The organism is Streptomyces bauhiniae, from assembly GCF_004784475.1.
Classification (GTDB): Bacteria; Actinomycetota; Actinomycetes; order Streptomycetales; family Streptomycetaceae; genus Streptomyces; species Streptomyces seoulensis.
Genome location: NZ_SRRT01000004.1, coordinates 171,993 through 184,369, shown reverse-complemented (window position 1 = coordinate 184,369; position 12,377 = coordinate 171,993). Strand labels below are relative to the sequence as shown.

Genomic DNA, 12,377 nt, shown 5'->3' with positions numbered 1-12,377 from the left:
GACTTCCCGTGCGACACCACACCGTGACCGACAGCCCCTACGGGCCGCTGACCCTCGTCGCGGACGCCGACGGCGCCCTGTGCGGCCTGTACATGACCGACCAGCGGCACCGCCCGGCCGACGATACCTTCGGCCCGCGCGACGACAGCGTGCGCGTCTTCGCCGAGACCCAGGAGCAGTTGACGGCCTACTTCGCCGGTGACATCCGGCGGTTCACCGTCCGGCTCGGCCTGCACGGCACGCCGTTCCAGCGCCGGGTCTGGGACCGGCTCACCGAGATCCCCTACGGGGAGACCCGGAGCTACGGCCAGCTCGCCCTCGCCCTCGGCACGCCGGGCGCCTCCCGCGCGGTCGGCCTCGCCAACGGCCGCAACCCGGTCGGCATCATCGTCCCCTGCCACCGCGTGGTCGGCTCCGACGGCAGCCTCACGGGTTACGGCGGCGGCCTGGACCGCAAGCGTCGGCTGCTGGCCTTCGAACGCGGCTCGGAGCGGGCCGAAGAAGGCGTGCTGTTCTAGCCCTCGGGTACGAGGCTCCGCAGCAGCTTCGGCAGCGCCGTGCCGATCGGCTCGCGCACCACCTCGTCCGCGAGGTCGTCGTACGGGGTCGGCTCGGCGTTGACGACGATCAGGCGGGCGCCGTGGTCCGCCGCGACCCCGGCCAGCCCGGCGGCCGGCTGCACCTGGAGGCTGCTGCCCACGGCCACGAACACCGAGCACGCCTTGCTGATCGCCAGCGCCTCGCCGAGGACCACCGGGTCGAGGTTCTCGCCGAACATCACCGTCGCCGACTTCAGGATGCCGCCGCACGCCAGGCACGGCGGGTCGTCCTCGCCCGCCTCCACCCGCGCGAGCGCGTCCGCCATCGAGCCGCGCACCTTGCACCGGGTGCACACCACACTCCGGGCGCTGCCGTGCAGCTCCAGCACCTTGCGCTCGGGCAGACCGGCCCGCTGGTGCAGTCCGTCCACGTTCTGGGTGAGAACCCGTACGGGAACCCCCGAGCGCTCCAGCTCCGCCACCGCCAGATGCGCCGCGTTCGGCTCGGCGAGCAGCGTCTGCTGGGAGCGCCGCAGTTGCCAGGACCGCCGGCGGATCTCGGGGTCGCCCATGTAGTACCCGTAGGTGACGAGCTTCTCCGCCTCGGGGTCCTCGCGCCACAGCCCGTTGGGGCCGCGGTAGTCGGGGATGCCGGAGTCGGTGGAGATACCCGCGCCGCTGAGCACGGCGACCAGAGGCTTGCTCATGCCCCGAGGCTAAGCAGCTCCCGCCCCACCGGGCCAGCGAAATACCCTCACCCCCCTGTCGCCCACCGCACCCCCGCGACCGCCCCCAGCACCAGCGCCGGCCCCACCCAGCCCCACCCCAGCACCCGGCGCACCCCTGGCAGCACCCACACCGCCGCCGCCACCCCGGCCGCCCCGACACTCATCACACACGCCAGCACGATCCCCGCGTACGCGTCGTCGTCCCACGTCCCGGCGGGGCGGATGGTCAGCGCGGTCCAGCAGAAGTAGGCGGAGACGAGGGTCAGCAGGATGATCGGCACGGCGTACACCGTGGCGAGCCGGCGGCGGTCGTCGTCCACGGGGGCGAGACCAGTCATCGTCAGACCGCCCGATGGCCGTTCTCCAGTTCCGCCGGGCCGTCGCCGTCCTCCAGGGCGTCCAGGGCGGCGAGGACGCGGCGGCCGAGGGGCGGGGGGAGGTAGTCGGGGAGGTCGGTACGGGGGACCAGGCGCCAGGAGAGGAGTTCCTCCTCCTGGAGGTGGATGGCCTTGAGGTCGGCGTCGGTGAGGACGCCGCCGTCGTAGAGGTAGGCGACCAGGGGCATGTGGCCGGGGACCGGGACCCAGTCCACCGCGAGCAGGCGGCCCGGCGCGCGGTCCAGGCCGATCTCCTCCAGCGTCTCGCGGCGGGCGCCCAGGCGGGGCGTCTCGCCGTCGTCGGACTCGATCGTGCCGCCCGGCAGACCCCACCCCGGCCGGTAGTTCGGCTCGACCAGCAGGACCCGGCCCTCGGCGTCCCGGAACAGGGTCGCGGCGGCGGACAGGACGCGGGGCAGGCCCGCGATGTACGTGGCGAAGTCGTCAGAGGTGGTCATCCAGGCAGGGTAACCAGGGGGCATGGATCACAACCCCTAGGGTGGACGCCGCGCCGACCCGTAGGGGCGGTGGAGCGAGAGGTGAGGGGACGCGGAGTGGTGGACGGTGTGGGTCGCGGGGTGCTCGTCGCCCCGGACAAGTTCAAGGGGTCGCTGACGGCGGCGGAGGTGGCCGCGCATGTGGCGGCCGGACTGCTGCGGGCCGTACCGGGCCTCGCGGTCGAGACGCTGCCCGTGGCCGACGGCGGGGACGGGACCGTGGACGCGGCCCTCGCCGCCGGGTTCGAGCGCCGGGAGGTGAAGGTCGCCGGGCCGCTCGGACATCCGGTGACCGCCGCGTTCGCGGTACGCGGGGGCACGGCGGTCGTGGAGATGGCCGAGGCGAGCGGACTCCGCCGCCTCCCGGCCGGGACCCTCGCCCCGCTCACCGCGTCCACCCACGGCTCCGGCGAGCTGCTGCGGGCCGCGCTGGACTCGGGTGCCCGGACCGTCGTCCTCGGCGTCGGGGGCAGCGCCACGACGGACGGCGGGGCGGGGATGCTCACGGCGCTCGGCGCGCGGTTCCTGGACGAGCGGGGGGAGCCGGTCGGGCCGGGCGGCGGCGGCCTCGCCGACCTCGCCGAGGCCGACCTGACCGGTCTCGACCCCCGCCTGGCCTCCGTCGAGCTGATCCTGGCCAGCGACGTGGACAACCCCCTCACCGGCCCGCACGGCGCCGCCGCCGTCTACGGCCCGCAGAAGGGCGCCTCCCCGGCCGACGTGCCCCTCCTCGACGCCGCCCTGACCCGCCTCGCCGCCGCCCTGGGCCCCGACCTCGCGGACCACCCCGGCGCGGGCGCGGCAGGCGGCGTCGGCTACGCGGCCCTCCTCCTCAGCGCCCGCTTCCGCGCCGGGATCGAGGTCATGCTCGACGTCCTGGGCTTCGCCGAGTCCCTGGCCCGCGCCGACGTAGTCATCACAGGCGAGGGCGCCCTGGACGAACAGACCCTCCACGGCAAGGCCCCAGCCGGCGTCGCCGCAGCCGCCCGCACCGCGGGCAAGCAGGTCATCGCGGTATGCGGCCGCCTGACCCTGCCCCCCGAGACCCTCCACAGCGCCGGCATCACAGCGGCCTACCCCCTCACATCCCTGGAACCCGACCCGGCCACCTGCATAGCCCAGGCGGGCCCGCTGCTGGAACAAGTCGCGTCCCGCATCGCTGAGCAGCACCTGACCTGACAGCCAGGGCAGAGCAAAGGGGCCCCGGACCGGCAAGGTCCGAGGCCCCGAAGCCAAGCGAGTGCGCGCGTTACGGCAGTTGTGCTGCTCGGGCCTCGCGGCGGTTGTCGCGGAAGTTGTTCACTCGGCGGGCCGTGGCGAACAGGGGGATGACCGCGCCCATGACGAGCTGGAGGGCGCAGCCCGTCTGGAGGAGGAGCTGTCCGCCCGGGGCGTCGAAGGCCCAGGCGGCCAGCAGACCCATGGAGAGGACGATCCAGCCGAGCATCGCGCCGGCGAGGCGGCCGCGCGGCTTGGGGTACTCCACCCGGCTCACCATCAGCCAGGCGGTGCCCACGATGGCCAGCAGGGTCGCCGGGAACGGCAGCTCCAGCAGCACGATGGAGACGACCGTCAGCGCGCCGAACGGCGAGGGCATGCCCTGGAACATGCCGTCCTTCAGCGTCACGCAGGAGAACCGCGCGAGCCTCAGGACGACGGCGAGCAGCACCACGATCGCCCCGAGCGCCGCCACCCGCTGGTGTGCGTCGTCCGCGACCATGCCGTAGACCAGGACGAAGTACGCCGGGGCCAGGCCGAAGCTGATCAGGTCGGAGAGGTTGTCCAGCTCCGCGCCCATCGGGGAGGAGCGCAGCTTGCGCGCCACCAGCCCGTCGAAGAGGTCGAAGACCGCCGCGCAGAGCATCAGGATGACCGCCGTGGCCGCGCTGTGGCGGGCCATGCCGGATTCCTGGCTGCCGGTGAGGTGCGGGATGAGGATGCCGGTGGTGGTGAAGTACACCGCCATGAAGCCGCAGGTCGCGTTGCCGAGCGTGAGCGTGTCCGCTATCGACAGCCGCATAGAGAGGGGCATCTCCTCCTCGTCGCCCGCCTCGTCGGCCTCGGGCACCCAGCCCGCCTGTGTCTCTGGATCAATCACGGTCAATGCGAGTCACCCCAGCCACGGTCTTCTGACCGACCTCGACGTCGACCTCCACGCCCTCGGGCAGGTAGAGGTCGACACGCGAGCCGAAGCGGATCAGACCGATGCGGTCACCCTGCTCGACCTTCGTGCCCTCAGGGATGTACGGCACGATGCGGCGGGCCACAGCGCCCGCGATCTGGATCATCTCGATGTCGCCGAGTTCGGTGTCGAAATGCCAGACTACGCGCTCGTTGTTCTCGCTCTCCTTGTTGAAAGCCGGAACAAAGCCGCCGGGGATGTGCTCGACCGACGTCACGGTGCCCGCCAGGGGCGCCCGGTTGACGTGGACATTGAGCGGGCTCATGAAGATGGCTACGCGGGTGCGGCCGTCCTTCCAGGGCATGATGCTCTGCACCACACCGTCGGCGGGCGAGATGACGCGACCCGCGGTGATCTCGCGCTCCGGGTCGCGGAAGAACCACAGCATGCCCGCCGCGAGAGCGGTGGCGGGCACGGCGACGGCCTTGGCGACGCCCGAGCGGCGGGCCCGTGCCAGGCTGAGGGCCGCGGTGGCGACGGTCGGGAGGAGCCACGGCGATGCTCCGCGCGCGAGGCGTACGCCGCCGGCTCGGCTGTCGCTGGGTGCAGAGGTTTGGCTGTGGGGCATGGATGACCTTCGTAGCGGATGATGCCGCGCAATGACGGGGGACGGCGGCTTTCCGGGGATCGTACCGGGCGCGGGCCGCAACTGGGCAAGCCAGGAAGCCGAGTCGGCGGCCGAAGACCGTCGACGGGGTGTGATCTTCTTCTCGGCGATAACACCCCGTCTCCGGACAATCAGCCCTGGAATCGATACTCTTCGAGCAGGCGGCGACCGATGATCATTTTCTGGATCTCGGCGGTACCCTCACCGATCAGCAGCATCGGCGCCTCGCGGTACAGGCGCTCGATCTCGTACTCCTTGGAGAAGCCGTAGCCGCCGTGGATGCGGAAGGCGTCCTCGACGACCTCCTTGCAGTACTCGGAGGCCAGGTACTTGGCCATTCCGGCCTCCAGGTCGTTTCGCTCCCCGGAGTCCTTTTTGCGCGCGGCGTTCACCATCATCGCATGGGCGGCCTCGACCTTGGTGGCCATCTCGGCCAGCTTGAACTGAATGGCCTGGTGCTGGGCGATCTGCTTGCCGAAGGTGTGCCGCTGCTGGGCGTACTGAACCCCCAGCTCGAAGGCGCGCTGGGCGACACCGCAGCCGCGCGCCGCGACGTTGACGCGGCCGACCTCGACGCCGTCCATCATCTGATAGAAACCCCGGCCGGTGACGCCGCCGAGCACCCGGTCGGCCGGAATGCGCAGGCCGTCCATGATCAGCTCGGTGGTGTCGACGCCCTTGTACCCCATCTTGTCGATCTTGCCGGGGATGGTGAGACCGGGGCGGACCTCGCCGAAGCCGGGCTCCTTCTCCACCAGGAAGGTCGTCATGGACTTGTGGGGCGCGGTGCCTTCGGGGTGTCCTTCGTCACTCCGGACCAGAACGGCGACCAAAGAGGACGTTCCGCCGTTCGTCAGCCACATCTTCTGGCCGTTGAGGACGTACTCCTCACCGTCCTTCACCGCCTTGGACGTGATGGCCGACACGTCCGAGCCGAGCGCCGGCTCCGACATCGAGAACGCGCCCCGGATGTCGCCCGCCGCCATGCGCGGCAGGAAGTGGTCCTTCTGCTCCTGCGTGCCGTGCTGCTTGAGCATGTACGCCACGATGAAGTGCGTGTTGATGATCCCGGAGACCGACATCCAGCCGCGGGCGATCTCCTCCACGCACAGCGCGTAGGTGAGCAGCGACTCGCCCAGGCCCCCGTACTCCTCGGGGATCATCAGACCGAACAGGCCCAGTTCCTTGAGGCCGTCCACGATCTGTTGCGGGTACTCGTCGCGGTGCTCCAGCTCGGTGGCGACCGGGATGATCTCCTTGTCCACGAAGTCGCGGACGGTGGAGAGGATCTCCTGCTGGATGTCCGTCAGACCGGCGGTCTGGGCGAGGCGCGCCATCTACTTCACCTGCTCCTTGAGCTCCGGGCGGCCGGGCTGCTCGCCGCCGCGCTCCTTGATGTACGTCTCGGTCGGCACCATGACCTTGCGGCGGAAGACGCACACCAGGGTGCCGTCCTGCTTGTAGCCCTTGGTCTCCACGTGCACGATCCCGCGGTCGTTCTTCGACTTCGACGGCCACTTGTCGAGCACGGTCGTCTCGCCGTAGATGGTGTCGCCGTGGAAGGTCGGCGCCACGTGCCTCAGCGACTCGATCTCCAGGTTGGCGATCGCCTTGCCGGACACGTCCGGCACCGACATGCCGAGCAGCAGCGAGTAGATGTAGTTGCCGACCACCACGTTCTTGCCGAAGTCCGTGGTGCTCTCGGCGTAGTTGGCGTCCATGTGGAGCGGGTGGTGGTTCATGGTGAGGAGGCAGAAGAGGTGGTCGTCGTACTCGGTGACCGTCTTGCCGGGCCAGTGCTTGTAGACGGCCCCGACCTCGAACTCCTCGTAGGTGCGCCCGAACTGCATGCTCACGCCTCCGGAATCTCGAACGTGGACGTCCGCCGCATCCCGGCGGCGCGGCCCTTGCCCGCGATGACCAGGGCCATCTTGCGGCTGGCCTCGTCGATCATCTCGTCGCCGAGCATCGCCGAACCCTTCTTGCCGCCCGCCTCGGAGGTGCAGTACTCGTAGGCGTCCAGGATCAGCTCGGCGTGGTCGTAGTCCTCCTGCGAGGGGGAGAAGACCTCGTTGGCCGCCTCCACCTGGCCGGGGTGCAGCACCCACTTGCCGTCGAAGCCGAGCGCGGCGGCACGGCCGGCGACCTCGCGGAAGCCGTCGACGTTCTTGATCTGGAGGTAGGGGCCGTCGATCGCCTGGAGGTCGTTGGCGCGGGCGGCCATCAGGATCTTCATCAGGATGTAGTGGTAGGCGTCCGCCGGGTAGCCGGGCGGCTGCTCTCCCACGACGAGCGACTTCATGTTGATCGACGCCATGAAGTCGGCGGGACCGAAGATGATCGTCTCAATACGTTGACTGGCAGACGCAATCTCATTGACGTTGTTGAGACCCTGGGCGTTCTCGATCTGGGCCTCGATACCGATGCGGCCGACCTCGAAGCCCATCGTCTTCTCGATCTGCGTCAACAGCAGATCAAGAGCGACCACCTGCTGCGCGTTCTGCACCTTGGGCAGCATGATGCAGTCAAGATTGGGGCCGGCACCCTCAACCACCGTCACGACATCGCGGTACGTCCACTCGGTCGTCCAGTCGTTGACCCGTACGACCCGCGTCTTGCCCGTCCAGTCGCCCTCGTTGAGGAACTTGACGATGGTGTGCCGCGCCTCCGGCTTGGCGAGCGGCGCGCACGCGTCCTCCAGGTCCAGGAAGACCTGGTCGGCCGGGAGACCCTGCGCCTTCTCCAGGAACCGCGGGTTGCTGCCCGGCACCGCCAGACAGGAGCGGCGCGGACGCAGACGGTTGACGGTCATGCGGGGACCTCCAGGGGGTCGAGCTTGTTCGCTGTGCGGATCTCGTCGACGATACGGCCGATGATTCCGGTGATGTCGAAGTCCTTCGGGGTGAACACGGCGGCCACGCCGGCCGACTTCAGCAGTTCGGCGTCGGCGCCCGGGATGATCCCGCCCGCGATCACCGGGATGTCGTGCGCCCCGGCCTCGCGCAGCCGGTCCAGCACGTCCGGCACCAGCTGGGCGTGCGAGCCGGACAGGATGGACAGGCCGACCGCGTGCACGTCCTCCGCGAGGGCGGCGTCCACGATCTGCTCCGGGGTCAGCCGGATGCCCTGGTAGACCACCTCGAACCCGGCGTCACGGGCGCGCACCGCGATCTGCTCGGCGCCGTTGGAGTGCCCGTCCAGGCCCGGCTTGCCCACCAGGAAGCGCAGCTTGCCCACGCCCAGGTCGCGCGCGGTGGCGTCCACCCGCGCCCGCACCCCGGCCATCGCGGAGCCGGCCTCGGCGGGCACCGCCACCGGGGCGGAGGAGACGCCGGTCGGCGCCCGGTACTCGCCGAACACCTCGCGCAGCGCCCCCGCCCACTCGCCGGTCGTGACGCCGGCGCGGGCGCACTCCAGGGTGGCCTCCATGAGGTTGGCGGTGCCCTTGGCGGCCTCCTTCAGCTTCTCCAGCGCCTTGCAGGGGCGCGGGTGGTTGAAGGGCGGCTGGTAGCGGGTGTCCCGCCAGGTGCCCAGGGCCTCGATCACCCGGTTCTCCACGGCCGGGTCGACCGTCTGGATCGCGGTGTCCAGGTCGGCGGTGAGCGGGTTCGGCTCGGTCGTCTCGAAGATGTTGACGCCGATGATCTTCTCGTCGCCGGACTCGATCCGCGCCCGCCGCTCGGCGTGCGAGGACACCAACTGGGCCTTGAGGTAACCCGATTCGACGGCGGCCATCGCGCCGCCCATCTCCTCGATCCGGGCCATCTCCGCGAAGGAGTCGTCGACCAGGGAGGCCACCTTCTCCTCGATGACGTGCGACCCGGCGAAGATGTCCTCGTACTCCAGCAGGTCGCTCTCGTGCGCCAGCACCTGCTGGATGCGCAGCGACCACTGCTGGTCCCAGGGGCGGGGCAGGCCCAGCGCCTCGTTCCAGGCGGGCAGCTGCACGGCACGCGCGCGGGCGTCCTTCGACAGCGTCACGGCGAGCATCTCCAGCACGATCCGCTGGACGTTGTTCTCCGGCTGCGCCTCGGTCAGGCCGAGCGAGTTGACCTGGACGCCGTAGCGGAACCGGCGCTGCTTGGGGTTCTCGATGCCGTACCGCTCGCGGGTGACCCGGTCCCAGATGCGGCCGAACGCCCGCATCTTGCACATCTCCTCGACGAAGCGGACGCCCGCGTTGACGAAGAAGGAGATCCGGGCCACCACGTCGCCCATGCGCTCCTCGGGCACCTGGCCCGAGTCGCGCACCGCGTCCAGCACCGCGATGGCCGTGGACATGGCGTACGCGATCTCCTGGACCGGCGTGGCGCCGGCCTCCTGGAGGTGGTAGCTGCAGATGTTGATCGGGTTCCACTTGGGGATGTGGGACACCGTGTACGCGATCATGTCCGTCGTCAGCCGGAGCGAGGGTCCCGGCGGGAAGACGTGCGTCCCGCGCGAGAGGTACTCCTTGACGATGTCGTTCTGGGTCGTGCCCTGGAGCCGGGTGATGTCGACACCCTGCTCCTCGGCGACGACCTGGTAGAGCGCCAGCAGCCACATGGCGGTCGCGTTGATCGTCATCGAGGTGTTCATCTGGTCCAGCGGGATGTCCTGGAACAGCCTGCGCATGTCACCCAGATGCGAGACGGGCACGCCGACCCGGCCGACCTCGCCGCGGGCGAGGATGTGGTCGGCGTCGTAGCCGGTCTGGGTGGGCAGGTCGAACGCCACCGACAGACCGGTCTGGCCCTTGGCGAGGTTGCGCCGGTACAGCTCGTTGGACGCCTCCGCCGTCGAGTGCCCGGCGTAGGTCCGCATGAGCCACGGACGGTCCTTCTGACGCGCCTGCGGCGCCTGACGCTCTGTCACGGTTCGCTCCTCAGACGTTCCGGAAGCGGTTGATCGCGTCGATGTGCTCGGCGCGCAGCTCGGCGTCGCGGACGCCGAGGCCCTCCTCGGGGGCCAGGCACAGCACGCCGACCTTGCCCTGGTGGAGGTTGCGGTGCACGTCGTACGCGGCCTGGCCGGTGTCCTCCAGGGAGTACACCTTGGACAGCGTCGGGTGGATCTTGCCCTTGGCGATCAGGCGGTTGGCCTCCCACGCCTCGCGGTAGTTGGCGAAGTGGGAGCCGATGATGCGCTTGAGCGACATCCACAGGTAGCGGTTGTCGTACTCGTGCATGTAGCCCGAGGTCGAGGCGCAGGTGGTGATGGTGCCGCCCTTGCGGGTGACGAAGACGCTGGCGCCGAAGGTCTCGCGGCCGGGGTGCTCGAAGACGATGTCGATGTCCTCGCCGCCGGTCAGCTCGCGGATGCGCTTGCCGAAGCGCTTCCACTCCTTGGGGTCCTGGGTCCGCTCGTCCTTCCAGAACTTGTAGCCCTCGGCGTTGCGGTCGATGATCGCCTCGGCGCCCATCGAGCGGCAGATGTCGGCCTTCTGGTCGCTGGAGACGACGCAGATCGGGTTGGCGCCGCCGGCCAGCGCGAACTGGGTGGCGTACGAGCCGAGTCCGCCGCTGGCGCCCCAGATCAGCACGTTGTCGCCCTGCTTCATCCCGGCGCCGTTGCGGGAGACGAGCTGGCGGTAGGCGGTGGAGTTGACCAGACCGGGGGCGGCGGCCTCCTCCCAGCTCAGGTGGCCGGGCTTCGGCATCAGCTGGTTGGACTTGACGAGCGCTATCTCGGCCAGCCCGCCGAAGTTGGTCTCGAAGCCCCAGATGCGCTGCTCGGGGTCGAGCATCGTGTCGTTGTGGCCGTCGGAGGACTCCATCTCGACGGACAGACAGTGCGCGACGACCTCGTCACCGGGCTTCCAGGCGTTCACGCCGGGGCCGGTGCGCAGGACGACGCCCGCGAGGTCGGAGCCGATGATGTGGTACGGCAGGTCGTGCCGCTTGGCCAGCTCGTTGGTGCGGCCGTAGCGCTCCAGGAACCCGAAGGTGGACAGCGGCTCGAAGATCGAGGTCCACACCGAGTTGTAGTTCACCGAGGAGGCCATGACGGCCACCAGGGCCTCGCCGGGGCCCAGCTCGGGCAGCGGCACCTCGTCGAGGTGGGTGGACTTGCGGGGGTCCTTGTCACGGGTCTCGAGGCCCGCGAACATCTCCGTCTCGTCCTTGTGCACGGTGATCGCGCGGTACGACTCGGGCAGCGGGATGGCGGCGAAGTCGGCGGACGTGGCGTCCGACTGGATCGCGGCGAGGATGTCCTTCACGGTCACGGTATTGCCTCCGGCGGTGAGCGCCCTGAGGGAGGGGCGCTGGGGTTTCGTCGGTGCGGGAAGTGCGCTCGGGGGTGCGAGGGGGTGCCGTCGGTTGGGCGGCGGATGCTTCGGCGGCGCTTTGTGGCGCGGGAGGTTGCCTGTGACGCAGGCGTCCGGACGCGCGAGCCGGGTGGCTTGCGGGGACAGCCGGCGCGCGGGATTTCGCTACGCGCCGGCCGTCCGGACACTCTCAACGTATGACACCGCGTGTCAGGCGGCAAGGCACTGAGTGCCAGAACTTGCTCTCACATGAAATCTTTACGTAACAAATGAGCGATGATCGATCGTCCGACGCCGGAAAGCCCGGTGAAATCGGCCCCCGGCATGCCAAAACGGCCACCCCGGAGGGTGGCCGTCGGCACGGGATGAGAAAACCGGTCAGCGCTCCTTCAGCGCCTGCTCGATGGTCCGCATGACCTCGTCCAGCGGGGCGTCGGTGCGGGCGACCGTCACCAGCACCTCGCCCTGCGCGGAGACCGTCGCCGGAGCGGCCGTGGCGGCCGTGCTCCGGCCGGCGCCGATGCCGGTGCCGAAGGTCCGGCGGACGATCGCGAAGGCGTGGTCGAGCTGCGCCTCCACGTCGCCCTGGCCGTCCGCCCGCAGCCAGCGCCGCAGCACATGGTTGTGGGCGGTGACCACCGCGGACGCGGCGACCTCGGCCAGCAGCGGATCGTCGTTGGCGTCGTCCGCGTGCGCCCGCTCGTCGAAGTGGCCCAGCAGATAGCGGGTGAACAGCCGCTCGTAGCGGGCCACCGAGGCGATCTCCGCCTCGCGCAGCGTGGGCACCTCGCGGGTCAGCCGGTAGCGGGCCACCGAGATCTCCGGCTGGGCCGCGTACATCCGCATGACCTCCTTGATCCCGCGGCACACGGTGTCGAGCGGATGCTCGTGCGCCGGGGCCGCGTTGAGGACCGCCTCGGCCCGGATCAGGGTGTCGTCGTGGTCGGGGAAGATCGCCTCTTCCTTGGAGCGGAAATGGCGGAAGAACGTGCGCCGGGCGACGCCGGCCGCCGCCGCGATCTCGTCCACCGTGGTCGCCTCGTACCCCTTGGACGCGAAGAGTTCCATCGCGGCCGCCGCCAGTTCCCGGCGCATCTTCAGCCGCTGGGCGGCGGCGCGGCCGCCCGCGGCGCTCTCCGGGGCGTCGGAGGCGGCGGATGTACGTGAGGACCTGACGGGCTGGGACATGACCCGAACGTA

At 70.3% G+C, this 12,377-nt stretch carries 13 protein-coding genes; 2 read left to right on the top strand and 11 right to left on the bottom strand.

The features are described from left to right. Positions 1-8: 8 nt before the first annotated feature. Positions 9-518 carry a methylated-DNA--[protein]-cysteine S-methyltransferase gene (locus tag E5083_RS14800; protein WP_135786150.1) on the top strand — a complete coding sequence of 170 codons (510 nt, stop codon included), beginning with the start codon at positions 9-11 and terminating at the stop codon, positions 516-518. Here E5083_RS14800 and E5083_RS14795 read toward each other — a convergent pair. Genes E5083_RS14795 through E5083_RS14785 form a run of 3 tightly spaced genes read right to left on the bottom strand, consistent with a single transcriptional unit; the run spans position 515 to position 2,102 of the window. Beyond that, positions 515-1,246 carry an SIR2 family NAD-dependent protein deacylase gene (locus E5083_RS14795; protein WP_135786149.1) on the bottom strand — a complete coding sequence of 244 codons (732 nt, stop codon included), beginning with the start codon at positions 1,244-1,246 and terminating at the stop codon, positions 515-517. The genes E5083_RS14800 and E5083_RS14795 overlap by 4 nt on opposite strands. Before the next feature lie 47 nt (positions 1,247-1,293). Continuing rightward, complete coding sequence (locus tag E5083_RS31490; RefSeq protein ID WP_135786148.1) at positions 1,294-1,605, bottom strand: hypothetical protein; 312 nt, start codon at positions 1,603-1,605, stop codon at positions 1,294-1,296. Positions 1,606-1,607: 2 nt separating this feature from the next. Beyond that, positions 1,608-2,102 carry an NUDIX domain-containing protein gene (locus E5083_RS14785; protein ID WP_135786147.1) on the bottom strand — a complete coding sequence of 165 codons (495 nt, stop codon included), beginning with the start codon at positions 2,100-2,102 and terminating at the stop codon, positions 1,608-1,610. Between the two features lie 99 nt (positions 2,103-2,201). On the opposite strand from E5083_RS14785, the gene E5083_RS14780 reads away from it, so the two are divergent. Beyond that, on the top strand, positions 2,202-3,320 hold the full coding sequence (locus tag E5083_RS14780) for a glycerate kinase (RefSeq protein ID WP_244317503.1): 1,119 nt from the start codon (positions 2,202-2,204) through the stop codon (positions 3,318-3,320). Positions 3,321-3,390: 70 nt separating this feature from the next. Here the strand turns inward: E5083_RS14780 and pssA are convergent, their stop codons facing one another. The 8 genes from pssA to E5083_RS14740 all read right to left on the bottom strand — a co-directional run bounded on the left by pssA (position 3,391) and on the right by E5083_RS14740 (position 12,365). After that, on the bottom strand, positions 3,391-4,245 hold the full coding sequence (pssA, locus tag E5083_RS14775; RefSeq protein ID WP_078858459.1) for a CDP-diacylglycerol--serine O-phosphatidyltransferase: 855 nt from the start codon (positions 4,243-4,245) through the stop codon (positions 3,391-3,393). Beyond that, a complete protein-coding gene (locus tag E5083_RS14770) occupies positions 4,232-4,891 on the bottom strand; it encodes a phosphatidylserine decarboxylase (RefSeq protein WP_086691036.1) in 660 nt (219 codons plus the stop codon). Before E5083_RS14770 ends, pssA begins: the two co-directional genes overlap by 14 nt. A gap of 170 nt (positions 4,892-5,061) precedes the next feature. Next, positions 5,062-6,267: an acyl-CoA dehydrogenase family protein gene (locus E5083_RS14765; protein ID WP_135786146.1), complete on the bottom strand. Its 1,206-nt coding sequence runs from the start codon at positions 6,265-6,267 to the stop codon at positions 5,062-5,064. Beyond that, positions 6,268-6,780, bottom strand: a complete 513-nt coding sequence (locus E5083_RS14760; protein ID WP_086691032.1) for a MaoC family dehydratase — start codon at positions 6,778-6,780, stop codon at positions 6,268-6,270. It abuts the gene before it with no gap. Between the two features lie 2 nt (positions 6,781-6,782). Then, positions 6,783-7,742 carry an HpcH/HpaI aldolase/citrate lyase family protein gene (locus E5083_RS14755; protein WP_135786145.1) on the bottom strand — a complete coding sequence of 320 codons (960 nt, stop codon included), beginning with the start codon at positions 7,740-7,742 and terminating at the stop codon, positions 6,783-6,785. Then, complete coding sequence (locus E5083_RS14750) at positions 7,739-9,784, bottom strand: protein meaA (RefSeq protein WP_135786144.1); 2,046 nt, start codon at positions 9,782-9,784, stop codon at positions 7,739-7,741. The genes E5083_RS14755 and E5083_RS14750 overlap by 4 nt, the downstream gene beginning before the upstream one ends. 10 nt (positions 9,785-9,794) lie before the next feature. Further along, the gene (ccrA, locus tag E5083_RS14745) at positions 9,795-11,135 is read right to left on the bottom strand and encodes a crotonyl-CoA carboxylase/reductase (protein ID WP_037855229.1); all 1,341 of its coding nucleotides are present in this window, start codon (positions 11,133-11,135) and stop codon (positions 9,795-9,797) included. Between the two features lie 420 nt (positions 11,136-11,555). Beyond that, positions 11,556-12,365 (bottom strand): TetR family transcriptional regulator, encoded by an 810-nt coding sequence (locus tag E5083_RS14740; protein ID WP_202448154.1) that lies wholly within the window; start codon positions 12,363-12,365, stop codon positions 11,556-11,558. Positions 12,366-12,377 lie beyond the last annotated feature (12 nt).

What these genes read in the sequence shown, in the direction of transcription:
- E5083_RS14795 (WP_135786149.1), bottom strand. Translation starts at nt 1,246, where the DNA reads ATGAGCAAGCCTCTGGTCGCCGTGCTCAGCGGCGCGGGTATCTCCACC.
- E5083_RS31490 (WP_135786148.1), bottom strand. Translation starts at nt 1,605, where the DNA reads ATGACTGGTCTCGCCCCCGTGGACGACGACCGCCGCCGGCTCGCCACG.
- E5083_RS14785 (WP_135786147.1), bottom strand. Translation starts at nt 2,102, where the DNA reads ATGACCACCTCTGACGACTTCGCCACGTACATCGCGGGCCTGCCCCGC.
- E5083_RS14770 (WP_086691036.1), bottom strand. Translation starts at nt 4,891, where the DNA reads ATGCCCCACAGCCAAACCTCTGCACCCAGCGACAGCCGAGCCGGCGGC.
- E5083_RS14765 (WP_135786146.1), bottom strand. Translation starts at nt 6,267, where the DNA reads ATGGCGCGCCTCGCCCAGACCGCCGGTCTGACGGACATCCAGCAGGAG.
- E5083_RS14760 (WP_086691032.1), bottom strand. Translation starts at nt 6,780, where the DNA reads ATGCAGTTCGGGCGCACCTACGAGGAGTTCGAGGTCGGGGCCGTCTAC.
- E5083_RS14755 (WP_135786145.1), bottom strand. Translation starts at nt 7,742, where the DNA reads ATGACCGTCAACCGTCTGCGTCCGCGCCGCTCCTGTCTGGCGGTGCCG.
- E5083_RS14740 (WP_202448154.1), bottom strand. Translation starts at nt 12,365, where the DNA reads ATGTCCCAGCCCGTCAGGTCCTCACGTACATCCGCCGCCTCCGACGCC.